Annotated in this window: 21 protein-coding genes and 1 tRNA gene; 8 read left to right on the top strand and 14 right to left on the bottom strand. The window is 49.5% G+C overall.

All coding sequences use genetic code 11. The features are described 5' to 3' along the window. Window positions 1-5 precede the first annotated feature (5 nt). From ltrA to J7E85_RS08110, 5 genes are all read right to left on the bottom strand, one after another. The gene (gene ltrA, locus J7E85_RS08130; RefSeq protein ID WP_215156700.1) at window positions 6-1,334 is read right to left on the bottom strand and encodes a group II intron reverse transcriptase/maturase; all 1,329 of its coding nucleotides are present in this window, start codon (window positions 1,332-1,334) and stop codon (window positions 6-8) included. Then, window positions 1,309-1,455, bottom strand: coding sequence for a hypothetical protein (locus J7E85_RS08125; RefSeq protein ID WP_215156698.1), 147 nt, complete (start codon window positions 1,453-1,455; stop codon window positions 1,309-1,311). Before J7E85_RS08125 ends, ltrA begins: the two co-directional genes overlap by 26 nt. Window positions 1,456-1,642: 187 nt before the next feature. Next, window positions 1,643-1,891 carry a hypothetical protein gene (locus J7E85_RS08120; protein ID WP_215156696.1) on the bottom strand — a complete coding sequence of 83 codons (249 nt, stop codon included), beginning with the start codon at window positions 1,889-1,891 and terminating at the stop codon, window positions 1,643-1,645. Window positions 1,892-2,050: 159 nt separating this feature from the next. After that, a complete protein-coding gene (gene fhuB, locus J7E85_RS08115; protein ID WP_215156694.1) occupies window positions 2,051-4,156 on the bottom strand; it encodes a Fe(3+)-hydroxamate ABC transporter permease FhuB in 2,106 nt (701 codons plus the stop codon). Beyond that, on the bottom strand, window positions 4,153-5,187 hold the full coding sequence (locus tag J7E85_RS08110) for an ABC transporter substrate-binding protein (RefSeq protein WP_215156692.1): 1,035 nt from the start codon (window positions 5,185-5,187) through the stop codon (window positions 4,153-4,155). The genes fhuB and J7E85_RS08110 overlap by 4 nt, the downstream gene beginning before the upstream one ends. Before the next feature lie 210 nt (window positions 5,188-5,397). Between J7E85_RS08110 and J7E85_RS08105 the strand changes: the two genes are divergently transcribed. Continuing rightward, window positions 5,398-5,616 carry a helix-hairpin-helix domain-containing protein gene (locus tag J7E85_RS08105; RefSeq protein WP_076322653.1) on the top strand — a complete coding sequence of 73 codons (219 nt, stop codon included), beginning with the start codon at window positions 5,398-5,400 and terminating at the stop codon, window positions 5,614-5,616. Window positions 5,617-5,749: 133 nt separating this feature from the next. On the opposite strand, the gene J7E85_RS08100 is transcribed toward J7E85_RS08105, so the two are convergent. Further along, window positions 5,750-7,519 (bottom strand): oleate hydratase, encoded by a 1,770-nt coding sequence (locus tag J7E85_RS08100; RefSeq protein WP_215156690.1) that lies wholly within the window; start codon window positions 7,517-7,519, stop codon window positions 5,750-5,752. 112 nt (window positions 7,520-7,631) lie between these two features. Then, window positions 7,632-8,198, bottom strand: a complete 567-nt coding sequence (locus J7E85_RS08095; protein WP_215156687.1) for a TetR-like C-terminal domain-containing protein — start codon at window positions 8,196-8,198, stop codon at window positions 7,632-7,634. A gap of 402 nt (window positions 8,199-8,600) precedes the next feature. Here J7E85_RS08095 and J7E85_RS08090 point away from each other — a divergent pair, with 402 nt between their 5' ends. From J7E85_RS08090 to J7E85_RS08080, 3 genes are all read left to right on the top strand, one after another. Next, entirely contained in the window at window positions 8,601-10,121 is a 1,521-nt protein-coding gene (locus tag J7E85_RS08090; RefSeq protein WP_215156685.1) for a flavocytochrome c, read from the top strand. Between the two features lie 121 nt (window positions 10,122-10,242). Beyond that, the gene (locus tag J7E85_RS08085) at window positions 10,243-10,554 is read left to right on the top strand and encodes an ArsR/SmtB family transcription factor (protein ID WP_213646132.1); all 312 of its coding nucleotides are present in this window, start codon (window positions 10,243-10,245) and stop codon (window positions 10,552-10,554) included. Window positions 10,555-10,671: 117 nt separating this feature from the next. Then, window positions 10,672-11,796, top strand: a complete 1,125-nt coding sequence (locus J7E85_RS08080) for an NADH:flavin oxidoreductase (protein ID WP_215156683.1) — start codon at window positions 10,672-10,674, stop codon at window positions 11,794-11,796. Between the two features lie 394 nt (window positions 11,797-12,190). On the opposite strand, the gene aroC is transcribed toward J7E85_RS08080, so the two are convergent. Next, window positions 12,191-13,249, bottom strand: coding sequence for a chorismate synthase (gene aroC, locus J7E85_RS08075; RefSeq protein WP_215156681.1), 1,059 nt, complete (start codon window positions 13,247-13,249; stop codon window positions 12,191-12,193). A gap of 109 nt (window positions 13,250-13,358) precedes the next feature. Here aroC and J7E85_RS08070 point away from each other — a divergent pair, with 109 nt between their 5' ends. Next, window positions 13,359-14,243, top strand: a complete 885-nt coding sequence (locus J7E85_RS08070; protein WP_215156679.1) for a LysR family transcriptional regulator — start codon at window positions 13,359-13,361, stop codon at window positions 14,241-14,243. A gap of 760 nt (window positions 14,244-15,003) precedes the next feature. Here the strand turns inward: J7E85_RS08070 and eno are convergent. The 6 genes from eno to J7E85_RS08040 form a co-directional block, all read right to left on the bottom strand. Beyond that, entirely contained in the window at window positions 15,004-16,293 is a 1,290-nt protein-coding gene (gene eno / locus J7E85_RS08065) for a phosphopyruvate hydratase (protein ID WP_215156677.1), read from the bottom strand. A gap of 48 nt (window positions 16,294-16,341) precedes the next feature. Further along, entirely contained in the window at window positions 16,342-17,886 is a 1,545-nt protein-coding gene (gpmI, locus tag J7E85_RS08060; RefSeq protein ID WP_215156675.1) for a 2,3-bisphosphoglycerate-independent phosphoglycerate mutase, read from the bottom strand. After that, entirely contained in the window at window positions 17,887-18,639 is a 753-nt protein-coding gene (gene tpiA / locus J7E85_RS08055) for a triose-phosphate isomerase (RefSeq protein ID WP_215156673.1), read from the bottom strand. A 76-nt stretch (window positions 18,640-18,715) separates the two neighbouring features. Next, a complete protein-coding gene (locus J7E85_RS08050; RefSeq protein WP_215156671.1) occupies window positions 18,716-19,897 on the bottom strand; it encodes a phosphoglycerate kinase in 1,182 nt (393 codons plus the stop codon). 194 nt (window positions 19,898-20,091) lie between these two features. Beyond that, a complete protein-coding gene (gene gap / locus J7E85_RS08045) occupies window positions 20,092-21,096 on the bottom strand; it encodes a type I glyceraldehyde-3-phosphate dehydrogenase (protein WP_098741346.1) in 1,005 nt (334 codons plus the stop codon). Window positions 21,097-21,195: 99 nt separating this feature from the next. Continuing rightward, window positions 21,196-22,239 carry a sugar-binding transcriptional regulator gene (locus J7E85_RS08040; RefSeq protein ID WP_215156669.1) on the bottom strand — a complete coding sequence of 348 codons (1,044 nt, stop codon included), beginning with the start codon at window positions 22,237-22,239 and terminating at the stop codon, window positions 21,196-21,198. A gap of 376 nt (window positions 22,240-22,615) precedes the next feature. Here J7E85_RS08040 and J7E85_RS08035 point away from each other — a divergent pair. The 3 genes from J7E85_RS08035 to J7E85_RS08025 all read left to right on the top strand — a co-directional run bounded on the left by J7E85_RS08035 (window position 22,616) and on the right by J7E85_RS08025 (window position 24,850). Further along, a tRNA-Arg gene (locus tag J7E85_RS08035) sits at window positions 22,616-22,690 on the top strand. A 161-nt stretch (window positions 22,691-22,851) separates the two neighbouring features. Continuing rightward, window positions 22,852-23,448, top strand: coding sequence for an ATP-dependent Clp endopeptidase proteolytic subunit ClpP (gene clpP / locus J7E85_RS08030; RefSeq protein ID WP_006207581.1), 597 nt, complete (start codon window positions 22,852-22,854; stop codon window positions 23,446-23,448). A 952-nt stretch (window positions 23,449-24,400) separates the two neighbouring features. Next, window positions 24,401-24,850: a hypothetical protein gene (locus J7E85_RS08025; RefSeq protein ID WP_215156667.1), complete on the top strand. Its 450-nt coding sequence runs from the start codon at window positions 24,401-24,403 to the stop codon at window positions 24,848-24,850. Window positions 24,851-24,999: the final 149 nt, after the last annotated feature.

The raw sequence follows: 24,999 nt of genomic DNA, 5'->3' as shown, positions 1-24,999 counted from the left end.
AGTTACTATCCCCGCTGGGGATGAAGTTCTTTGTAAATAGCAAGCAAACTACTTAGACCGATTTCTTCAAACCATGTATTCGGCATGACATACTGGGCGTAAGTGGAATGTGAGCTTCTCCACGCTGTCATTCGAAGGCCGGGTAACTCTTTACTATCCCATCCTCGTCTTCGCATTTCGCGATGGAGTTTTCTCACTTTCCTCCAACTTCGTAGCTGTACAGAGCGGAGCCGCCTTCTTATCCACGCATCAAGGTCCCGAAATCGGTTCCTCACATCACCCGTTCCAAAGTATCTTCCCCATCCCCGCAAGTACGGGTTGAGCACCTTCTTAACCAGTCTTTTCACATCGACTGTTTGGTTCCTCCTCGTGATCGTTTTCACCCGTTCTTTAAATTTCGTCATCGCTTTTGCTGAAGGAGTCATCCTTTTGCCTGGCTTAAACTCATGCCCGAGGAACACAAATGATTCTCTCTTACTATTTACGATTTTCGTCTTCTCCGGGTGAACCGTTAGTCCCATTTCTCTTTCAAGCAACCGGACGACCGACTTCAACACGCGTTCGGCCCCTTTTTGCGTTTTGCAACAGATGACAAAGTCATCTGCGTATCGGGTTAGTCGATGCCCTCGTTCACTCATCCTTTCATCGAGTGGGTGAAGGTAGATGTTGGCTAATAAGGGACTAATCACGCCGCCCTGTGGTGTCCCATGCTCATTTATCTGGAAACTGCCGTCTTCTAGCACACCTGCTTTCAGGAATTTCTTTAACAGCTCCAGTACGCTTCCGTCAACAACCGTTTCTTTCACCATTCCGATCAGCTTTTCGTGAGGAATCGTGTCAAAGTATGATTTAAGATCCGCATCTATGACATAGCGAAATCCGCTTTCCAGATCTTGCCGAATTTTCTCTAACGCCATGTGAGCACTTCTCCCAGGTCGGAATCCATAGCTACAGTCCATAAACTTCGCTTCAAAGATGGGTTCCAGTATGCGTTTTGCCGCCGCTTGAACGACTCGGTCTCCCACGGTAGGTATCCCTAAGGGTCTTTGCGTGCCGTCTGCTTTCGGAATATAGACGCGTCTGACCGGCTTTGGCCGATACGTTTTACTTTTGAGCGCCTGCTCAAGCACTTCTAGATGGTGTTCGAGCTTAGATTCAAATGCCTTTAGGGTCATTTGATCGATTCCTGCCGCGCCTCGGTTTCGCTTCACCTCTTTAAAGGCTTCCTCCAGGTTTGGTTTTGCCCAGATCTTGTCGATTAGGCTGTACCATTTTCGTTCTTCTTGCTTCTTTACTCCTTCACGTGAGTCATTGTTTTGCTCTTGTTCCCCCATGCTCGTTCCCCTTCCCTTCCAGTTTCACGGTTTGTAGCCTTTCAGCAATCTCCGATTCGCTGTCGGTACTCGCCCCAGACGGCTTCTCCTTTTGTTCATTCCCCGGTTCTTCGCACTTCATGGCTCACCGGCTCCTGCCTGGCACATGGCTTTACGCAATAACTCTTCTTTCCTGGTTTCGGGCTTCACACAAGTCTTCGCCTTTTGGGTCGAAGCTTGTATCGGCGATCTAAAAAAAAAACGCCGATTCACTTGCCTTTGCGGCCTTTCTGGCAAGCTTTTTCGCTACTATCCCTACGTCTGACTTCTCACCATTCGTAGCCCTTCCCTTGACCGTCACGGTCTTGAAAAAAAAGGTTACCTCTTCCAGAGGAAACGATGAGATCTCCTTGGGTCACGACAACCGACTTTCCCCCGAATCCAGTTCCTCCTAACTTCCGAAGCCATTGGTGGTATGGGACATCCCCTTCTTTTGCAGGGTAATCCGACTTCGTCAGCCAACTTGGTATGCCGCCTGTTCCGGGTTTTGCCTTCGCATCCTCCGCACCTATTCTCACGAACTAAGCACTATGCGTTAACTATGCACTTCCGCCACCTCGCGGTATGCTGGAGACTTTCACTCCTTAGTCGGTTGCGCTGCCAAGCGCACAAAAGGCTATCCCATGTCACCTCTCTTGGCAACTATGGAATAGCCTTTTTGGATATTCAACATACGGTTATTTCTTTTTCAGTTTATTGGTTTTCCCCATCAAATATAACAGGTACGGCGCACCCAGAAGCGCGGTAACGATACCCGAAGGCAGTTCCTTCGGAATCATGACCACCCTCCCGATCCAGTCTGCCCCAGCCAGCAAAATTCCGCCGAGCAGCGCAGCGATGACCATCGATTGCCGATGGCGGGCCCCGACCAGCATCCTGGCGGCATGCGGCGCAAGCAGTCCGATAAAGCCGACAGAGCCGACATTGGCTGCGGCAATCGAAGCCAACAGCACCGCAATGATGGCGACGTACATCCGGGTATTCCGTACATGAAGGCCAAGACCGGTGGAGCTTTCTTCGCTGAACGTCAGCAGATCCACCTTCCGCCCGAGCCACGCAGCCAGAGGCAGCAGGATCAGAATGGCGGGAACAATCCGCTGGACCTCCGTCCAGCCCCGGTTATACGTGCTTCCCGCCATCCAGGATAATGCGGGCGCTACGTCGACCTTCGCATGAATGATCATCAGATTGATGATGGCAGAACCAAGCGCGGCAACTGCAATTCCAACCAGCGTAAGAATCGTCGGATGAAGTCCTCTTTTCCAGGACACCGCGTATACCAAAGCGGCTGCAGCCAACCCTCCGAGAACCGCTCCGACCGGTACCCAGCCAGCCGACAATTGCGGAAAACCTACCATCAGAAGCAGTGCGCCCGCACCGGCTCCGCTGGTCACTCCGATCACCTGGGGATCCCCCAGCGGATTCCGGACCGCATTCTGCAGAAGACTGCCGCTGACGGCCAGCGCCATGCCGGACAAGCCGGCTGTGAGCAGCCTCGGCAAGCGGAATTCCAGCAGAATCTGGCGATACATCGACTCGCCGCCTCCCGTAAGCACGGCCAGCACTTCCGTGAAGGGAATACGCAGACTGCCGCTCATCAGGCTGAATATCCATACCAGCGCCAGCAGCACGCTGAACAGTGTTACCAAGGCCGGATATGGTATCCGGCGCAGGCTCGTGCCCGCCATGGCTGATCCGCCGGAAGCCCCGCGCCCTCCGATCAACGAGCGGGATACCCGCATGGCAAGCCAGATGAGGCACGGGGCTCCGATCATGGCCGTAATGGCCCCGACCGGAAGCTCACCGTAGGCGTTTATGAACATCCTGGCCACCGTGTCGGCCCCGACAAGCAGAGCAGAGCCCCATAAGGCAGCCAGCGGAATTAACCCCACATGCCGGATCACGCCGGACAGGCGGACCAGATGAGGAGCGACCAACCCGATAAAGCCGATCGGACCGACCACGCTCACGGTCACGCAGGCCAGCACAATGGCTGCCCCCATCGCAAGCAAGCGGGTGGTGCCGACTTTTTGGCCAAGGGAACGTGCCGACTCTTCATTGAGGGTCAGAATGTCCCACTGGCGTACCGCTAAACACAGCACGATCAGCCCGCCAATGATCCACGGCCATGAAAAAGCTACGCCATCCCAGTCATTCTGAATTAGCGAGCCGGAGCCCCACAGAAAAATCCCCTGCGTCGTTTGCTGGTTCAGCAGCACAAGCGCACTCGTAACGGAGGATAAAACCAGAGTGACAATCATCCCGGACAATGCAATCCGCAAGGGGGAGCCCTGCGTTTTTCCCGCCAGCGCATAGACCGCTACAGCCGCCAGTGTTCCCCCTGCCACAGCCAAAGGAAGGGCATACTGATGCAGCAGTCCCGGCCAGAAGATCATCCCCGCCACGACGGCCAAATAAGCGCCGGCATTCACGCCAAGCGTTGTCTCCGATGCCAGCGGGTTGCGCGTGACGGTCTGCATGAGCACACCCGACACCGCCAAGGCGGCGCCTGATAATAGGCCCATCACTGTTCGAGGAAGGCGCACACTGCGGATGAGATGATGATCTGCAATATCCTGCGGAGACACCAAGGCCTGGACCACCGTTTTGACGGATATATCCGCTAGCCCTTGCGTCAAGCTGATAAACGTGAGAAATAACAGAGCCACAAGGCCTCCAACCAGCATCCATAACGGCTTCCAGCCCCTACCTGAGGAAACGGGTGGGGCTGGATGGATGCTCACCGGCGCGGAGCCTTGTGCCAGTTTCTTGCCGAGGCTCATTTTGTGAGCAGATCAGCTGTCTTCTGGGCCATGGTTTGGGCAGACAATGGGCCGCCGTATGGCCACATGTCACCGCCAAGTGCATACACGCGGTCTTCTTTAACAAAGTTCAGACCTTTCCATACCGGATTGTCCTTCAATTGGTTCTCGATGACGTTATCGCTATCCTGAATTATATGCAGGAAAGTCGCGTCCTGAAGGGCAGGCAATGCCTCTACGTCCCCAGTGGTAAATCCATATACCTCAAATTGATTAGGCTTATGGGCATTGGTTAACCCGATGTGCTCCAAAATTTTGACGGCCAGGGAATTGTCCGTCGAAATCCGGAACGTCACCGCATTCTGGTTACTGTACCCCATCGCCAGCACAAATGGTTTTTCCGTCATACCGGCAGCTTCAAGCTTGGCTTTGGCGTCGGCATAGGTTTGATCCAGGTCGCTAAGCACTTTTGCAGCTTCGTCTTTTTTGCCAAGCACGTCAGCAATCGTATTGAAGGTATTAACCATCTCTTCATATTGGTCCCCTTGTCCCTCAACCGGATAAGGATCGAATACCAATGTTGGCGCGATGCTGTTGTAAGTATCATAGCCAGCTTCAAGATTCGATTTCAAACCGATGATCAGGTCCGGCTTCAAGGAAGCGATAAGCTCGAGATTCGGCTCTTGACGAGTGCCGACATCGGTCACGTCCGAACCGATCTCCACCGGAATGTTTACCCATTGGTTCATCCCCTCAATATCTGCAATGCCGACGGGCTGAACGCCGAGCGCAAGGACATCCTCCGCGTAAAGCCATTCCAGTGCGACAATACGCTTAGGAACGCCAGTGATTTCCGTTTCGCCCAGGGCGTGCTTAATGGTTCGGGTCTCCGGCGTGGCCTCGGTGTTATCCCCACCTTGTGCGGCCCCTTGATCCGAATTCTGCGCTGCGGTAGAGCCGCCTCCATCACTGGATGCCGCGCCTCCGCCACAACCGGCTAAAACCAATGCAAATATCAATACGATAAACACGAGACCCTTCATACTGCGCATTGAATTTCTCCCCCTCATATCCTCTATGTATTGTAGATATTGTTTACTAATAATAATTATTGAGAACAATTATCATTATCAACACTCAGCACAATGATAATTATTCTCATTAAGATTGTCAATAGAATTTATGAAGATTGTCTGAACTATTCATTCAGTCTGGTGCCTTATATCCGCTTTAACAAAACAACCGAAAAGAGAGGGATCTGCATGCGTGACAAAACCCCCACTCCGGCTGCAGAGAGCGACTTTCCCGTTAAAGCCGGCAAACCTGCACGGCAAGCCCTTATCGTTGCAGGCTATCATCAGCTTGCCGACCTCACCCAAGCATCCGAGAAAGAACTGCTGGCGCTTCACGGGGTAGGGCCCAAAGCGATCAGAATACTGCGCGAAGCTCTTGCCGAGAAGGGCCTTTCCTTCAAAGAATAAATAAACACGATAGGTCTCCAAAGGCCATAAAGGCCAGGGATCTATCGTGTTTGTTTTTTTCCCATACAGCACACCAATCTTGGATTGGTGCGCTCATTGATGTTCCATATCATCTTTGACAATGGGACTTCGACTATATGATGTTATAGCGTTTCAATATATCTTCGATGACGGTTCCGGAAACTTTTTTCAAAGCCTGCTTTTCCAATAAGTTCATGATCAACGGAAGCTTCAAATCGGTTAGTTTTTTACCATCCATCATTTTGGAAGTAGAGTCCAGCAGTACACGGACATCGTAGCAGGAGCCGAACACTTCGGGTACGCCGCGGTCTACGTTTAATAAGGTATACACAGCCTCCATAGCCGTTCTAACCGAATATTCGGTTGTAAATACGGTGTCGCGAACCGTGTCGGCAAACTGTCCGATAAACGCGAAGTTGACGCAACCATCCGGAACTACTTTTGGCCGGTCTCCTTCTGTTCTCGGCATGAAGAATGCCGTAATGTAAGGCATCATGGTCGGGATGCAGCGGGCAGAGTTGGCAGCCATGTCAGCAATTTCATGCTCCGGCACACCCAGATGGTACAGCCACTCCATCGTAATTTCCTCGCCGGTACATTCTCTCATCGGCTTCTTGACGTAATCGCCCGGAACATCGGTGAATAATCCATATACCCATACCACAAGCTGATCTTTCGGCTGCTCTTTGAAATGCGGTTGACGATTTAAAGTGTAACTCATGAGCCACTTGGAATCCTTTACGGACACGATGCCGCCGGTAACGACCTTTCCGCTGAACGGGTCGCGCTGACAAACTTTTTCAATATAGGGCGGGATTCTGTCATCAAGTGTCGTAACGGTTGCCGATTCCCAGTTCGTCGCTTCCGTATTCGTGCAGAATTTATCGGGGCGCCCAAAGGATGGATCCTGCTTGGCGATATTTCTCCAAAGCTCCCAGCAGCCGCCTGCGGAACGATTGAATTCAGCCGCACGATGATGGTCGCCCGAAGAAGAATTTTCCGTGCAGCTGCCATTTGTCACAAACACCAAATCATCTTCCGTTAAATCGATATATTCCTCATTGCCAGCACGGCGACATACCATTTGCTTGGCAACCTTCTTATTACCTTGAATATCAAATACTACATTCGTGACCGTTGTATCATATTGGAAATGAACGCCATGCGACTGCAAGTATTTCATCATTGGCAGAATCAATGACTCATATTGATTATATTTCGTAAATTTTAACGCCGAAAAATCAGGCAGTCCGCCAATATGGTGAATGAATCTTTGAATGTAAAGCTTCATCTCCAAAGCGCTGTGCCAATCTTCAAAGGCAAACATCGTTCTCCAGTAAAGCCAGAAATTCGAGGCAAAGAAATCCTCCGTGAATACATCGGTAATTTGCTTATCATACAAATCTTCGTTTCGAGTAAAGAATAACTTCACGATTTCCAGCGAAGCTTTTTCACTCAGAGCAAATTTTCCATCCGTATGGGCATCCTCGCCTCGGTTAACCGTGGCTCTCATTAGAGAATAGTTCGGATCTTTCTTGTTCAGCCAGTAAAACTCATCCAAAACCGATGCGTCTTCAATTTCAAGAGACGGAATAGTACGGAACAAATCCCACAAGCATTCAAAATGATCTTCCATTTCCCGTCCACCGCGAATAATAAAACCTTTATCGCTGTCATGAATTCCGTCGCAGGCACCTCCGGGAAGACTAAGCTCCTCCAGAATGTGAACCCGCTCTCCCTTCATTTGGCCGTCGCGCACAAGGAAGCACGCAGCTGCCAGAGAGCCTAAACCGGCTCCAACCAGATATGCTGATTTTTTGTCGACATCGACCGGTTTTTCCGGACGGGCAAACGCTTCATAATTACCATTGCTATAATACATTCCAGTCACCTCCGAATTGATTCTAGCAACTACATCATAAGAGAATATTCGGAGGTCTCCTATAGACAATGTCCGCCTAATGTCGAAACTTTCGACAAAAGCCTAATATTGTCTAATAATCGTGGTGCGATTTAAACTTTTCAAGCGCGAAAAAAATATCCCCTTGAATCAAAATGCTTAGCCGGTCCACAATCGCAGCGGGCTCTTCCTTCATCCCTTTAGCAATCCAATCCAGCATCAGCCCTACAAACGCATATTTATAAAAGTCAGCGATAAACGACTTATCATCATCCCTGATCGACATCGTAACAGCCTTTTCCTCAATAACCCCTATCAAAAGACTATAGGTTACGTTAAATAGATACCTTTCCAGCTGCTCTCGTTTAATCGAATGATAGACACTCGTCACAAACGCCTTGTTTTTCAGCACATACTCAAATATTTGCAATAGGCCCTGCTGCCACGTGTCATACGTTTTCTTGCCATCCAACGCTATGGTAGCCTCGCTTGTGCAAATCCACTCCACAAGATCATAAATATCCTTGAAATGATAATAAAACGTTTGGCGATTTACTTCGCAATCCTCAACAATATCAATAACGGTTATCTTATCAAGCGTTTTTTTCTCAAGCATTTTTTTTAGCGATAGGGCAAGCGCCTTTTTTGTTGTTTGTGCCATAAAACCCCTCCAATCAATAGCGTAATCATCCACACAGGCAATTATCAGATTATATATCTTCATTATAAAGGAACTCAACGCGAAAAAGCGGTATCCTTATGAGGCAAAATAAATGGGAAACACGCAGGAAGTCAAGAGATCGTAGCCCGGTGGCATCGGAATAAATAAAACCCAATACACATTGTGAAATAATTCACCACATAATTGATTGCTCTATATTACAATGAAGTGGACCTGACGAGGCTGACCGGAGGGAGGCAACCGGGGAAGAGCTGAGATTCGAAGAGTAAAGGTCACGCTCACGTTCCCTTTCGCTTCTCGCTTTCCTACGTTACGACCTCCTTTTTCGTTTGGCTCTTTATGGTCAACTAAATAGATATAGAGAAAATGGAGGGTTACACAGTGAAAAGGAAGTTTGCAGCAACGCTTATACTCATTCTCTCTTTCATGCTTGCTATCGCGGGATGCGGCAGCGGGAACCAGGATCAGAGTCAGGACAACACGAAAAAAGAAGAAGACCAAGAAACAGCCGTTTCGGGTGCGTCCCAAACCGGTTATACGCCGATCGATCAGCTCAAAGAAAAGTATGATATCATCATCGTCGGTGCAGGCGGAGCCGGTATGTCTGCTGCCCTTGAGGCAAAAGATAAAGGCATGAACCCGGTTATTTTTGAAAAAATGCCGATTGCCGGCGGGAATACCATAAAATCATCTTCGGGCATGAATGCTTCCGAAACCAAGTTCCAACAAGAACAGGGCATTAAAGACAACAACGATTTATTTTATGAAGAGACTTTAAAGGGCGGTCATGGAACCAACGACAAAGACATGCTTCGTTTCTTCGTTGACCATTCGGCAAGCGCGATCGATTGGCTGGATTCCATCGGGATTCGGTTGAACAATATCACCATTACGGGCGGCATGAACGAAAAGCGCACGCATCGTCCTGAGGACGGCTCGGCGGTAGGACAATACCTTGTCAACGGACTGGTAAAAAATGTCCAAGAACAAGAAATTCCGCTATTCATCAATGCCAAGGTAACGGATATTACAGAAAAAGACGGCAAGGTAAACGGCGTCAAAGTCATCTTCAACGAGAATGATGAGAAAAACATTGCAGCAGATGCCGTCGTTGTGACAACGGGCGGTTTCGGAGCCAATATGGACATGATCTCCGAAGTTCGGTCCGATCTGAAAGGTTACGTGACCACCAACCAGGAAGGCAGCACCGGTGACGGCATCACCATGATTGAAAAGCTCGGCGGTACAACGGTCGATATGGATCAAATCCAGGTTCACCCTACGGTGCAGCAGGAGAAATCTTATCTCATCGGGGAAGCCGTTCGGGGAGAAGGAGCCATCCTCGTGACCAGCCAAGGCCAACGTTTCACAAACGAGCTGGATACTCGGGACAACGTCACCGCCGCCATCAATAAGCTTCCTGAAAAATCGGCTTATCTTGTGTTCGATTCCGGGGTAAAATCCCGTGTCAAAGCGATTCAGCAATATGAGAAAATGGGCTTTGTCATTCACGGTGATTCGATCGAGGCTTTGGCCAAAGAAATGGGCGTTCCAGCTGATCAGCTTAAAGCCACACTGGATACATGGAACAGCGCGGTGAAGAACAATGAAGATACCGAATTCAACAGAACGACAGGCATGGATAACGACTTGTCCGGAGCGCCATACCATGCCATCCAAATCGCCCCCGGTATTCACTACACCATGGGCGGCGTAAAAATCAACACGAACACGGAAGTTTTGGATAAAGACGGCACGCCTATTCCAGGATTGTTTGCAGCCGGTGAACTAACAGGCGGATTGCACGGACAAAACCGGATCGGTGGCAACTCTGTTGCCGAGATCATTATTTTCGGCCGCCAAGCTGGCATCAAATCAGCTGAATTTGTGGGAGCACGGTAAGCTGTAGTCTGCATCCTTCATATGGCAAAACAACAAATGCTTGGTTTCGTCAGGATCCTCCAGTAGTCATCATTTTCAAAAACCATATTTACATTTCTATAAAAATAGATATAATAGGCATATGGATACCTTACAAACCATCAAAGCACTATCGAACGAGTCCCGGTTTAAAATCCTGGAGTGGCTGAAGCATCCGGAAGAACATTTTGATCCGCAGGATCACATGCCTTCTAAATGTGATTTTCAGGGCGGTATCTGCGTGGGCTCCATTTCGGATAAAACAGGACTCGCCCAGTCGGTCGTTTCTGGCTACTTGGTAAAATTGCAAAAGGCCGGTCTGCTGGAATCCCATCGAGCGGGCCAGTGGACATATTACAGACGTAATGAGGAGGGCATTCAGCGTTTTATCGAACAACTCAAGGAAGAGCTTTAGGCTTAAAAAGCAAATGCAAATTGAAGATTAAGCTTAAAAGCTCTTTCTTTTTATCATATATATCTATTTTTATGAAAATACAGAAAAGCATATTAAACATATTGGAGGATTCCATACATGACCAACCAAAATCAAAATGTCCGATCTACAGCATCCCTATTCGAGCCATTTACCATCGGTAACCTTACTCTTTCGTCCCGCGTGGTGATGGCCCCTATGACACGCGGGTTCTCCCCTAACGGTGTTCCAGGCCCGGATGTGGCCGCTTACTACCGCCGGCGTGCGGAGAATGGCGTCGGATTGATCATTACCGAAGGAACACTGATTAACCACCCAGCGGCTACCGATAGCCCCAATGTGCCTAACTTCCATGGTGAAGCCGCATTGAACGGCTGGGCCGAGGTGGTCCGTCAGGTCCATGAAGTCGGCGGTAAGATCATGCCGCAAATTTGGCATATCGGCATGACTAGACCAATAGGTGCCGAGCCAAATCCGGAGGCACTTCCGATCGGACCATCCGGACTTGACCTGGACGGCAACGTCGTCACGAAGCCGATGACCAAGGATGAAATCGAGCAGGTCATTCAAGCTTATGCCGATGCAGCCGCGAATGCCAAGCGCATTGGCTTTGACGGAGTAGAAATCCATGGTGCCCACGGATACCTGATCGACCAATTCCTCTGGGAAAAAACGAACCAACGTACCGATGAATACGGAGGTGACATGCTGAAGCGCGCCCGCTTTGCGGTCGAAGTGGTGAAAGCCGTACGTAAGGCGGTGGGTCCGGACTTCCCTGTTGCTATCCGCTTATCCCAATGGAAGACGACCCAATATGAAGCAAAGCTGGCGGATACGCCTGAAAAGCTGGATCAGTTGTTAACCGCGCTGTCTGACGCTGGAGTCGATATATTCCACTGCTCGACCCGCCGCTTCTGGGAGCCTGAATTCGAAGGTTCTGACCTGAACTTTGCTGGATGGGCCAAGAAACTGACTGGGAAAACGGTCATCACCGTTGGTTCTGTCGGCTTGGATGAAGTGTTTACCAGCCTCTTCACCCAAGGTAAGGGTGCCGGCCAGAAGGACCTTGAGGAGCTGCTGAACCGCCTTGAGGAGCATGAATTTGACCTGGTTGCCGTAGGCCGTGCCCTGCTGGCTGATCCAGAGTGGGCTGCCAAGGTTCGAGACGGACGTTTCGACGAGTTGGCACCATTCACGCCGGATTCCTTGAAAACTCTGGTTTAATTCGATTTTAGTCCTCCCCCCCTGGACTTAAAGTCGCATTGAATCTTTAAATATAAGAAAAACGTCTATCGACGTACTTTCACAGTAGACAGACCGCATTTAGCGGAAGTTTTCCTTGCGAGATAAGGATGCTAAGCCTCGGATGTTTATACTTTCTTATCTCTTAAATCAAAAACCGGAAGAAGACTTCAGTCTCTTCCGGTTTTTTGCTGTATAATAACCTGCTCTTACCGCTGACTTGGACAACAGGCCGCTAATGGGACGGCCGCAGACAGTTCAATTCAACGAACCTTTCTCGAAGAATCAACGTAGCGAATGTACCGACAGAAATAATGATGGTTGAGATACAGCACTGCTGATGGCCTCGCACCAGCTTCATCCATATTGTTCCCTGCTATTCGTCCTGCAAGGCAGCTTGACGCTTGTAATGATCCTCGATTACCATGCAAGCCATCGCTTCGATCACGGGTACGACGCGGGGACAGATGCATGGATCGTGCCTGCCGATCGTCGCAATCTCCCGTTCGTTGCCGTCCACATCGACAGTCTGTTGAGGGATAGAAATGGATGAAGTCGGCTTTACGACGACTCGAAACACGATGTCCGCCCCAGTGCTGATACCACCGATGATCCCGCCGGCATGGTTCGTCCGGAACCCTCCTGCGTCCATCTGATCGTTGTGTTCGCTTCCCCGCATAGAGGCCGCTTGGAAGCCCGTCCCGAATTCAATGCCCTTAATCGCGCCAACAGACAACATAGCCTTCGCCAATTCGGCGTCAAGCTTGTCGAATACGGGTTCGCCCAGTCCCGCGGCAATGCCGCTAATTCGGCATTCGACAATCCCCCCGCAGCTGTCGCCCTCTTCGGCCAGTCGTTCGATCCTCTCGATCATGCGAACGGCTGCTTCAGGATCGCACGCACGAACGGCATTTTGTTCGATAGCATCGGCGTCGAATTGCTCGCATCGGATACCGCCAATCTCCGTCGTATAAGCCAGGATGGAAACGCCCCGACGTTCCAAAAGCTTGCGCGCCACTGCTCCGGCAGCCACTCGCGCAGCCGTCTCCCTTCCCGAAGCTCTTCCGCTGCCGCGATAGTCGCGGATCTTGTATTTCTTTTCATACGTGAAATCCGCATGCCCGGGCCGGTAGGCCGATTTGATTGTGTCGTATGCCGACGGGCGCATGTCGGTGTTGTTAAGCATGATGCACAGTGGCGTCCCCGTCGTTCGCCCCTCGAAAAGACCGGATAAAATTCGTATCTTATCGTATTCCTTGCGAGGAGTTGTAACTGAGGATTGCCCTGGCCTTCTTCGATCCATCTGAATCTGAATGTAGGCCTCGTCCAGCTCAACGCCCGGTGTGACGCCTTCCAAAATGACGCCCACTGCTTCTCCGTGTGACTCCCCGAACGTAGTCATTTTTAACCGCTCTCCAAACGTACTCCCTGCCATGTCCATACCTCCCGAATACTTTCGATTCCTTCTCCTTCAGTTTAGAGGTATATTTGAAATAAATGAAATCGCAATATCGAAGAGTTCCCATAGAGAGGATTGATGACAAATGATCGCAAACACGGAATGGTATCGAGTGTTCCTGCATGCCGCAGAGACTTCCAATCTGACGAAAGCTGCGCAAAACCTCCATATGACACAGCCTTCGGTGAGTTACGCCATCAAGCAGTTGGAAGAAGCCCTCGGTGTGGGGCTGTTCGACCGGTTATCCAAGGGTGTCCGCTTAACGCAAGAAGGTCAGGCCTTGTATCAGCATGTAAGGCAAGCATTCGATGAACTTGATTCAGCCGAGCGCCGCTTGAAAAGGCTACAGCAGTTCAGCGAAGGCAGGCTGAGGATTGGCGCGAACGGGGCAATCCTCAAGGACTTTCTCCTCGCCTTGCTCGACCGATTCCATGTCCGCTATCCCGACATCCGTATTCAGCTGTCACAGGAGCGGACAAGCAGCATTTTGGAGCGCTTAAAGAAAGGCTCATTGGATCTCGGCTTTGTTCACCTGCCCGTATCGGATGAAGAGATCAAGATCATCGACTCGCATGACTCCCCTTATTGCGCTGTGATCGGAACGGCCTTCGCAGAATGGGCGCGAGAGCCCCTTCGGACAGAACAGTTGGCGGAGCTCCCCCTCTTAATGCTATCCCCCGGCAGCTCGACGCGCTCCTTCATCGAAGGGTGGTTCCGGTCACAAGGAGTGGAAGTGGAAGCCGACTTCGAGTTGAACAGCCTGGACATGTTAGCGGAATTTGCCGAGCGCGGTTATGGAACAGCATTCTTGCCACGAGCCTTTGTCGCGTCTCGCATCTCGGACGGTTCCTTGCTAGAGCTTCGAACAGAAACGCCGTTACCGGATCGATATATTGGTGTCGCTGTTCGGAAGCAGGTGTCGCCCTCGCTGGCTGCAGGGGCATTTTTGGAGATGCTGCAGCAGAATTGACATTTTTTCGTCAAAAGGAGATTAGCATCATCAACACTTATGAATATATGTTCTTGCCTACAGCAAACCACCTTTATGATCCTTTTCGGTGACCTCTTACTAAGCGGTTATTTCAAGACGGACCGAAATGCCAATTATCCCCCTCCCACACCCAAAAGCCCAGCTCATGTAACCTAACATGAGCTGGGCTTTTTAACATGAGCTGGGCTTTCTTTGCACTCCTACGAGATGCCCCCAAGGGGCTGCACACCTCCATCCTGCTCAGGTGCGTATATCGGTGGAGGAGCAACGCGTTCGCCTTTAAAATCGGGAAGCCTCCCTAAGCCGATTCCATTCCAGCTTCCCGATTTTAACAGCGACCGGAGCCGATAAACGTACCGCCCCACGGCACGATAATAGAGTGTGCAGCCCTTCCCTTTCTCCCCCTCCCACACCCAAAAGCCCAGCTCATGTAACCTAACATGAGCTGGGCTTTCTTTGCACTCCTACGAGATGCCCCCAAGGGGCTGCACACCTCCATCCTGCTCAGGTGCGTATATCGGTGGAGGAGCAACGCGTTCGCCTTTAAAATCGGGAAGCCTCCTTAAGCCGATTCCATTCCAGCTTCCCGATTTTAACAGCGACCGGAACCGATATACGCACCGCCCCACAGCACGATAATAGAGTGTGCAGCCTCTCCCTCCCCCCCGCGACATACTCAAATAAATGCAAAAAAGCCCAGCTCCCTCAAAAGCAGGAGCTGGGCTTTCTCTTATTTCAATTATTTGCGCTTCAAGTTGTAGAACGACTTCAAGCCGTTGTATTGAGCAAGTTCACCCAATTGATCTTCGATGCGAAGCAATTGGTTGTATTTTGCCACACGGTCTGTACGTGAAGGGGCACCCGTTTTGATCTGACCCGCGTTCGTAGCTACTGCGATATCAGCGATCGTGCTGTCCTCGGACTCACCGGAACGGTGGGAGATGACAGCCGTGTATCCTGCGCGTTTTGCCATTTCGATCGCATCGAACGTTTCAGTCAATGTACCGATTTGGTTTACTTTGATCAGGATGGAGTTACCAATGCCTTCGTTAATACCTTTTTCAAGACGCTCGGTGTTTGTAACGAACAGGTCGTCACCCACGAGTTGAATTTTGTTACCCAATTTCTCGGTGAGTAATTTCCAACCTTCCCAATCGTCCTCGGAGCATCCGTCTTCGATGGTTACGATTGGGTATTTGTCTACCCAAGAAGCGAGCAAGTCCACGAATTCTGCTGGTGTGAAGGATTTGCCTTCGCCTTCCAGAACATACTTGCCATCTTTGAAGAACTCAGTGGAAGCTACGTCCATACCCAGCAATACATCTTCACCTGGCTTGTAGCCGGCTTTTTCGATCGCTTCGATGATGGAAGACAATGCATCTTCGTTAGACGTGAAGTTAGGAGCGAAACCACCCTCGTCACCAACCGCTGTGTTCAGGCCTTTGCCTTTCAGAACGGATTTCAGGTTGTGGAAGATTTCAGCGCCCATGCGAAGCGCTTCTTTGAAGCTAGGTGCGCCAACAGGCAATACCATGAACTCTTGAACGTCAACGTTGTTGTCCGCGTGAGCGCCACCGTTAACGATGTTCATCATAGGTACTGGAAGTTGTTTGGCGTTGAATCCACCAAGGTAAACATACAGTGGAATATCCAATGCATCCGCAGCAGCGCGAGCTACAGCCATGGATACGGCTAGGATTGCGTTCGCACCCAATTTGCCTTTGTTCGGCGTACCGTCCAAATCGATCATCAGCTTGTCGATGCTGAGCTGATCCAGAGCGTCCATGCCGATCACTTCAGGAGCAATGATTTCGTTCACGTTCTCAACAGCTTTCAGAACGCCTTTGCCCAGGTAACGGGATTTGTCGTCGTCGCGAAGCTCAACGGCTTCGTGAATGCCAGTGGAAGCACCGGATGGAACGATCGCGCGACCGATTGCACCGGATTCCAGGTATACTTCAACCTCTACGGTTGGATTACCGCGGGAGTCAAGGACTTCGATTGCATATACATCAGAAATAATAGTCATGTGTATAGTCTCCTTTTAATGTTATGTTTATGTTCTATTATGAACCACTTATTTACGTGCTGCAATCATGGAGGTTCCAGTCATTTCGTTCGGCTTCGGCAGGCCCATCAGGTCGAGAATGGTTGGCGCGATGTCGGCGAGAATACCACCTTCACGCAGCGTTACATTCTCATCCGTTACGATGAACGGAACCGGGTTCGTGGTATGGGCGGTGAATGGACGTCCATTCTCGTCAAATACCATGTCCGCATTTCCGTGGTCAGCGGTGATCAGAACAACCCCGCCTTTTGCCAAAACAGCCTCAACAACCTTACCGACACACTCATCCGTAGTCTCAACGGCTTTAATGGTCGGCTCCAGCATACCGGAATGGCCTACCATGTCCGGGTTCGCGAAGTTCAAGATAATCGCATCATGCTTATCCGCTTCGATCTCTCTCACGCAAGCATCCGCCACTTCATATGCGCTCATCTCCGGCTTCAGATCGTAGGTCGCCACTTTTGGCGAGTTAATCAGTACACGTGTTTCGCCTGGAAGCTCAACATCGCGTCCACCGCTGAAGAAGAACGTGACGTGCGGATACTTTTCGGTTTCCGCAATACGAAGCTGCTTCTTGTTGTGCTGAACCAGCACTTCACCCAGCGTGTTGTCGAGATTCTTCGGTTTGTAGGCGACGAAACCTTCCACCGTCTCGCTGAACAGCGTCAGGCAGACAAAATGCAAGTTTTGCGGGAACTTCGGTCCACGTTCAAAGCCACGGAAATCATTATTCGTAAACACCTGGGACAGCTGAATCGCACGGTCAGGACGGTAATTCAGGAAGATAACAGAGTCTCCGCTCTCCACCAGACTAACCGGCTCGCCTTCACCATTGACCATCACGGTCGGTTCTACGAATTCATCATAAACCGATTTCTCGTAAGATTCAGTGATGGCTTTGAGTGGATCCGTATATTTAGGTCCCTCGCCATACACCATGGCACGGTAAGCTTTCTCGACACGATCCCAACGCTTGTCGCGGTCCATCGCATAATAACGACCGGACAGCGTAGCGATTTGGCCAACGCCGACTTCTTCAATCTTCGCAATCAGATCCTTAACGAACTGCTTGCCGCTGTCCGGTGCCACGTCGCGTCCATCCATGAAGCCATGGATGTATACGTCATGAAAATCTTCCTTCTTGCAAAGATCCAGCATGGCGAACATATGCTCAATATGACTGTGAACGCCGCCGTCAGATACCAGCCCGTACAAATGCAGCTTCTTGTTGTTGTTCTTGGCAGCGCGAACGGCTTCCACCAATGTTTCGTTCTCGAAGAATTCTCCTTCACGAATCGACTTCGTGATACGAGTCAAATCTTGATACACAATCCGGCCTGCGCCGATGTTCAAGTGACCCACTTCGGAGTTCCCCATTTGACCTTCCGGCAAGCCTACGGCTTCGCCGCAAGCGGTCAACGTGGTGTTCGGGTACTGCTTCAAATAGCGGTCGTAGTTAGGCTTGTTCGCTTGTGCGACCGCATTGCCCACCTCGGTGTTGCGAAGACCGAAACCATCCATGATGATCAGAGCTACAGGTTTTGGAGCAGACATTTACTTCGCCCCCTCAACGAGTGCGGTGTAGGAAGCCGGTTGTAGACTTGCACCACCAACGAGCGCGCCGTCGATATCACTTTGTCCCATATACTCCGCTACATTTTCAGGCTTCACGCTACCGCCGTATTGAATGCGAACTTGGTCTGCAACGGTTTCGCCATACAGCCCTTTAACGAGTTCACGGATGTATGCGATAACTTCGTTCGCGTCCTCTGCCGTAGAGGATTTGCCCGTTCCGATCGCCCAGATTGGCTCATAAGCAATGACAACATGAATCGCTTGATCAGCCGGAACACCTGCGAACGCAGCTTCTGTTTGTACTTTGCACACGTCTTTGGTTTGGCCAGCTTCGCGTTCTTCCAGCTTTTCGCCAACGCATACGATCGGAAGAAGACCATGACGGAATGCCGCATGTACCTTTTTGTTCACGATCTCATCCGTTTCAGCAAAATACTGACGACGCTCGGAATGTCCAATAATGACATAGTCCACGCCCAGATCTTTCAGCATCAAACCGCTGATTTCACCAGTAAAGGCGCCACTATCTTCAAAATGGAGATTTTGTGCACCGATTTTGATGTTCGTGCCCTTTGCTGCTTCAACCAATGCAGGAAGATTGGTAAATGGCGCGCAGATCACGCTTTCCACGCCTTCTACTTCCGCTTTGCCTTTCACATCTTCAATAAATGAAGTTGCTTCCGGAACAGTTTTGAACATTTTCCAGTTACCAGCTATGATAGGTGTTCTCACACGATTCACTCCTTTATTCCCCCGAAGAATCGGGGTCCAAACTTCATCCACTTGCTATCCAATGTAATGCCTAATTCTATTTATCGTTCAATGCCACAACACCAGGAAGTGCTTTGCCTTCCATGAACTCAAGAGATGCACCGCCGCCTGTCGAGATGTGATTCATCTTGTCGGCAAGGCCAAATTTCTCTGCAGCTGCAGCCGAGTCGCCGCCGCCAATAATCGTGTAAGCTTCCGTATCCGCACAGGCTTGTGCCACTTCACGAGTACCGCCAGAGAACGGAGCGATTTCGAATACGCCCATAGGACCGTTCCACACGACAAGTTTGGAGTTCTTGATCACTTCTGCATACTTGGCGCGAGTCTTAGGACCGATATCAACGCCTTCCCAATCGGCTGGAATGCCGTCGATATCAACGATCTTAGTATTCGCGTCTGCACTGAATTCGTCCGTAACAACGATATCTTCCGGCAGGTAGAAGTTTTTGCCCAGCTCTTTAGCTTTCTCGATGAAACCAAGTGCAACATCAAGCTTATCTTTATCAAGCAGAGATTGACCGATTTCATGGCCTTGAGCTTTGAAGAACGTGTAAGCAAGTCCACCGCCGATGATGACATTGTCAGCAAGCGTAAGCAGGTTGTCGATCACGTCGATTTTGTCCTTAACCTTCGATCCACCGATGATGGCGGTAAAAGGACGGTCCGGATTCAAAAGGGCTTTGCCGAGAACGGACAGCTCTTTCTCCATCAACAATCCCGATACAGCCGGTAGATGATGAGCGATACCTTCTGTCGAAGCGTGCGCACGGTGAGCAGCACCAAACGCGTCATTGACGAACAGATCAGCAAGCTCAGCGAATTGCTTCGCAAGTTCCGGATCATTCTTCTCTTCACCAGGGTAAAAACGAACATTTTCAAGCACGAGCACATCGCCGTTTTGCAGCTTCTCTACCTGCGCTTTAACCGCTTCTCCTACCGCTTCATCCGCCTTGGCTACCGGTTTACCGAGCAGCTCGGACAGACGCTGACTTGCCGGAGTCAGGCGCAAAGATTCAACGACCTCTCCTTTTGGACGGCCCATGTGGCTGGCCAGGATGACTTTCGCTCCTTGCTCTACCAAATATTTAATGGTCGGCAAAGTCTCGCGAATACGAGTGTCATCTGTAATTTTACCATCTTCGAGCGGTACATTGAAATCGACGCGGACAAACACCCGTTTGCCACTTACTTCTACATCACGTACACTTTTCTTGTTCATCTCCACGTTCCTCCTAAGAAAACTATTCTCCTCACCGACAGCATGCAGTTGCTCTCGTTTCTCTCTCTATCGCTAACCAGCGCCCGGATCTTGTCTATTCTTCCCAGTGCTCTGGCATGAAAACAAGGAAAAACCATGAACCAAAGAGGAGACCCGTGAAACGGAACTCCTCTTCGATTGTATAGCTAGATCAATTACAGACCTTTGCTTGCGATGTAAGCAGCGAGGTCAACGACACGGTTGGAGTAGCCCCACTCGTTGTCATACCAAGAAACAACTTTCACCATGTTGTCGCCAACTACCATAGTGGAGAGCGAATCGATAGTGGAAGAAGCTGGGTCGCCATTGTAGTCGCTGGATACAAGCGGCTCTTCGGAGTAGTTCAAGATGCCTTTGAGCGGGCCTTCAGCAGCTGCTTTCAGAGCTCCGTTTACATCTTCAAGTGTTACGTTTTTGGACAGCTCAACTACGAGGTCCGTTACAGAAACGTTCTTCGTAGGTACACGCATAGCCATACCGTTCAATTTGCCTTTCAATTGTGGCAGAACGAGGCTAACCGCTTTAGCAGCACCTGTTGTGGATGGAATGATGTTTTCAGCAGCTGCACGAGCACGACGCAGATCTTTGTGCGGAAGATCAAGCACTTGCTGGTCATTCGTGTAGGAGTGAACCGTAGTCATCATACCTTTAACGATACCGAACTTCTCGTCAAGAACTTTAGCAAAAGGAGCCAAGCAGTTGGTTGTACAAGAAGCGTTGGAGATTACAGTATGGTTAGCTGCATCGTATTTGTCTTCGTTAACGCCCATAACGATGGTGATATCTTCGTCAGTTGCTGGAGCGGAGATGATAACTTTCTTAGCGCCGCCTTTCAAGTGAGCAGAAGCTTTGTCTTTCGCTGTGAAAATACCAGTGGATTCTACAACGATTTCAACGCCATACTCAGCCCAAGGCAATGCTTCTGGGTTACGCTCAGCGAATACTTTCACTTCACGGCCGTTTACAACGAGTGCGCCTTCTTTAGCTTCAACTGTTGCATTAAGTCTTCCGTGAGTTGTGTCATATTTCAAAAGGTGTGCCAGCGTTTTTACGTCCGTCAAATCGTTGATTGCCACGATTTCAACTTCGCTGTTGTTCAGCGCAGCGCGGAACACGTTACGTCCAATACGTCCAAAACCGTTAATACCTACTTTAACCATGAGTAGTTCCCTCCATATTTGTAAAATTTATATATTCAAGATTGGCCGTTAAGCCAATCAAGACAACAATAATGAAAAATCAGTTGTACGCCCGTGGATTCAAATACCGGCGTCAATCTCCTTCTCGACTTCCAGTGCAGCTGCTTCATCGGTAACGAGAATATCCTCATGTCCGAATCTTAGCACCGCGTGAATCGCCTTGCCCTTGCCTTGCCCTCCAGCAATGCCGATGATCGTCTCTGTCTGCATAATATCCTCAAGCCGCAGCCCAAGGGTAAGCATTTTGTGGACAACTTCGCCATCTTCACTAAAGTAGTAGCCAAAGGATTCCGCAATCGCGCCATCTGCCTGCAAGTTCTGAATAGAGTTTTCATCCAGCTTCCGCCTTCTGGCCATTTCCATGGCATCTCCGATGCCGTGAATAATGACTCGGCAGCGCCTGATCACATCCACAATTTCCTGGATATGCTGATCCTGCACCAAAGACTGGTAGGCATCTTCGCTTAGCAGATCCGGTACATGAAGTAATCGGTACTCAGCCCCCACACGCTTTGCCATCTTGGAGGCAATGGTGTTCGCTTGAATCTCGACACTCTCCCCGAGACCCCCCCGGGCAGGCACAAACCAAGTGCTCGTCAGCGGTTCGCCACCAGGTAATGAGGACATCTGCTCTGCTACTTCGGCGAGCGTAGAGCCGCCTGTTACGGCGATCGTATCTCCATCCTGTACAAAGCTTAGCAGCGTTCTTGCTCCGGCACGGCCAAGCTCACGTTTGACTTCCGGAGATAACTCACTGTCACCGGGAATAATGACCACTTTACGAAGCCCATAAGCCTGACGAATCTTCTCTTCCAGTTCAACCAGTCCGAATAACTCATTCATAACCGGTTCGAGTTCCTCCAGCAAGCATATCCCTGAGCTGCTGATCCGCATGCCAAGCGTTTCAATCTCGATTAGCCCTTGCGCTTTCAGAAGATCAGTCTCTGCTCTGAGGACACGCTCGGTCATCGAGAGTGATGAAGCCAGTGTTCTTCGGCCAACAATTCCGGACAGCTTGATCTGATGAAGGATGGAATACCTTCGCTTAAGAGTGTCCATCAGATCCGGCAGAAGCTGCTCTTGTATTTCTAATAGGTTACGCATGCATTCCACTCCTGCAAACTTCGTCTCGTCTCGGCTCTCCTCTGACTGGTCGTAAAATGTCCCAGCGGAACTTTTTAAGTCCCACCCTTATTCTAACCAATAATCATGCCGGTTGCAAGTGTCCGAAAGTATATTTCTCTACCCCAAGCATTCTTATACATTATGACCAACTCCAGGCTTGTCTATATAATAGGAACAAAGTTTTGTCTGCTATTGTATTTTTGAAATAGATGCGGTATAATCAACTTCGTTGCTAATTTTTTTAGATATCAGAAAGTATAAACTTCGCGGAGTCAGCTTCCTGATATCGCAAGAAAAACTACTGCTAAACGCAGTCTGTCTTCTTTGAATGTACGTCGATAGACGTTTCTCTTATGCGCCCGTGGTCCAATGGATATGACGTAGGCCTCCGGAGCCTGAGATCGAGGTTCGATTCCTCGCGGGCGCGCCATTTTATCTTTATTCTCTATACTGATTACCCTAAAGTGCCCATGACGGCTCTTTTTTTTGCCCAATAGTTTGACTATCTTTGACTTTTTGATTTAAATTGTTTATCATGTGGGTAATACGGTAACAGTATTTATATGAGGTACTTAAGAGGAGGTTTTCCACGTGAGTTTTATACCTATGGTCGTTGAACAAAGCAACCGCGGTGAGCGGGCGTACGACATCTATTCCAGATTGCTGAAAGACCGCATTATCTTCCTCGGCTCCGACGTAAATGACGTGGTCGCCAATTCCATCATTGCCCAAATGCTGTTCTTGTCGGCTGAGGATCCTGAGAAGGATATTCATCTTTACATCAACAGTCCTGGCGGTTCCATTACCGCAGGTATGGCGATATTCGATACGATGCAGTTCATCAAGCCGGATGTTTCGACAATCTGTGTCGGCATGGCTGCTTCTATGGGTGCATTCCTGCTCAACGCAGGCGCTAAAGGCAAACGTTACGGTCTGCCTAACAGCGAGATTATGATTCACCAGCCGCTCGGCGGCGCACAAGGTCAAGCTACGGATATTGAGATCCGTGCTCGCCGCATTCTCAAAATGCGCGACAAGCTGAACCGCATCCTGTCCGATCGCACTGGCCAACCGCTGGAGCGCATCGAGAAGGATACCGATCGTGACTACTTCATGACGGCTGACGAAGCCAAAGAATATGGCCTGATCGATCAAGTATTAGAGAATACACCGCCGCAAGGCTTATAAAAGAAATGAAGTAAAGGGCAGGCGCCATTATCCGGTGCCTGCCCTTTTCTATCCTCTGAAGGGGAAATTCATGAAAGCTTCGAGCTGGGGCTGATGAGAGTATCCCCTCCGGTCGCTGTTGAAATCGGGAAACTGGAATGAATGGGATATGGAGGTTTCCCGATTTCAAAGGCGAACGCGTTGCTCCTCCAAGGATACTCTCATCTTCTCGAGGAATTCAGCCAACGCTAAAGACGGTAAGGGCACTCCCCTCCTAAAAGGCCTGCCTTAACTTGAGGGGAGGGGGAAAATCCGTGCAGGATTCCTTTGCACGTGCAATCGGATTGCGTAAGGCCTAATGTCGCCATCCTCACTGCTTCCATAAACAGGGTGGCATCCGACATTCGCATAGGGCGACTTATGGCCTTTTACCGCAGGCTTGCTTGCCCCGGACCACGCATCAACAGGGAACAGTGCGCATGGTGTACAAGCTTTACAAGTTATCATCGAGAGGACTATGTTAATATGAGTATGCCTAGAAGAGCAATTCCTAAGGATCACATATTCGTAATCGGAGGTAAGCCTCTCGATAAACACAAAAATCCCTTGATCGCAGGAAAGGAGAATACAACGCCGACCGTCAGAAAGCCCCTTCGAACCTTGCGTTCGGAGGGCTGGCACCGCCGAGGGCGGGATTGCACAAGGGCAGCGCCCTTTGTGCTTCCCCGTAGGGGACGGGACGGGAGGTCTGCGTTCTTGGTGCAGATTATGAAAAAGATTTAAATACAGCATATGAAAGATTAAAAGATATACTGGCCATTTTCAGCGCTCACCCGTGATTTCGCTTTCGTGGATCCTTATGATTATAAAAATGTTTTATTTTTTAATTATATGTATTTTTTAATTATATGTATTATAATGGGAATGTAAAACTATTTCAGGGATAGTTAACAAAAACTAGGAGGTTCAATTTATGAGGCATAAAAAGGCGTTATCTGTATTACTTTTAGGAGCAGCATTAAGTATAAGTGCAACTAGTGTTTTTGCCAGCGATTATTCCACCCCTACTACTGTTTCTAGTGAATCAATTACTTCTAATGACAATATTGAACTATTTAAAGAAAATTTAGTTATTAGTGATAAAGGAATTTCACAGAGCGGTGGTACATATGAAAGAAGTTGGAATCAACCCGCAGGATGGAGTTATTATAGATTTAATGTTAATAATACTACATCGACAAAAGTAACGATTACTATTTCAGAGCATGGGAGGTCTAATTCTTATTCTTTAGCTGCTAACTCACAGGACACATGGGTACGCGCAGGTGTTCCTGCTGGTGATCATACAATAACTGTATCAACATCTGATGGAAGAAGATTTACAGGGGATGTTGCTGTAAGAATTTCCGATGTTCCCTTTTAAAATCTAGTAAAAAAGACATGAAGCCACCGGATGCATATCCGGTGGCTTTTGCTAATAGAGTTAGTGAATGAGATTAGCCATGTATTTGATAAAGCCAAAAATTATGTTGTATGAAAAAGAGCCCCCGCGCTATGCGGAAGCTCTTATAA

Origin of the sequence: Paenibacillus sp. ISL-20, assembly GCF_018613005.1 — a bacterium.
In the GTDB taxonomy this organism is placed as follows: Bacteria; Bacillota; Bacilli; order Paenibacillales; family Paenibacillaceae; genus Paenibacillus_AQ.
Note: the sequence above shows the minus strand (reverse complement) of the source record. Positions and strands in the feature narration are given on the sequence as shown.

Coding starts and splice junctions, on each gene's coding strand:
- gpmI (WP_215156675.1), bottom strand. CDS start 17,886: ATGTCTGCTCCAAAACCTGTAGCTCTGATCATCATGGATGGTTTCGGT.
- J7E85_RS08100 (WP_215156690.1), bottom strand. CDS start 7,519: ATGTATTATAGCAATGGTAATTATGAAGCGTTTGCCCGTCCGGAAAAA.
- J7E85_RS08080 (WP_215156683.1), top strand. CDS start 10,672: ATGACCAACCAAAATCAAAATGTCCGATCTACAGCATCCCTATTCGAG.
- J7E85_RS08105 (WP_076322653.1), top strand. CDS start 5,398: ATGCGTGACAAAACCCCCACTCCGGCTGCAGAGAGCGACTTTCCCGTT.
- J7E85_RS08040 (WP_215156669.1), bottom strand. CDS start 22,239: ATGCGTAACCTATTAGAAATACAAGAGCAGCTTCTGCCGGATCTGATG.
- J7E85_RS08070 (WP_215156679.1), top strand. CDS start 13,359: ATGATCGCAAACACGGAATGGTATCGAGTGTTCCTGCATGCCGCAGAG.
- gap (WP_098741346.1), bottom strand. CDS start 21,096: ATGGTTAAAGTAGGTATTAACGGTTTTGGACGTATTGGACGTAACGTG.
- J7E85_RS08025 (WP_215156667.1), top strand. CDS start 24,401: ATGAGGCATAAAAAGGCGTTATCTGTATTACTTTTAGGAGCAGCATTA.
- J7E85_RS08095 (WP_215156687.1), bottom strand. CDS start 8,198: ATGGCACAAACAACAAAAAAGGCGCTTGCCCTATCGCTAAAAAAAATG.
- aroC (WP_215156681.1), bottom strand. CDS start 13,249: ATGGCAGGGAGTACGTTTGGAGAGCGGTTAAAAATGACTACGTTCGGG.
- J7E85_RS08050 (WP_215156671.1), bottom strand. CDS start 19,897: ATGAACAAGAAAAGTGTACGTGATGTAGAAGTAAGTGGCAAACGGGTG.
- fhuB (WP_215156694.1), bottom strand. CDS start 4,156: ATGAGCCTCGGCAAGAAACTGGCACAAGGCTCCGCGCCGGTGAGCATC.
- J7E85_RS08085 (WP_213646132.1), top strand. CDS start 10,243: ATGGATACCTTACAAACCATCAAAGCACTATCGAACGAGTCCCGGTTT.
- J7E85_RS08110 (WP_215156692.1), bottom strand. CDS start 5,187: ATGCGCAGTATGAAGGGTCTCGTGTTTATCGTATTGATATTTGCATTG.
- ltrA (WP_215156700.1), bottom strand. CDS start 1,334: ATGGGGGAACAAGAGCAAAACAATGACTCACGTGAAGGAGTAAAGAAG.
- J7E85_RS08125 (WP_215156698.1), bottom strand. CDS start 1,455: ATGAAGTGCGAAGAACCGGGGAATGAACAAAAGGAGAAGCCGTCTGGG.
- eno (WP_215156677.1), bottom strand. CDS start 16,293: ATGACTATTATTTCTGATGTATATGCAATCGAAGTCCTTGACTCCCGC.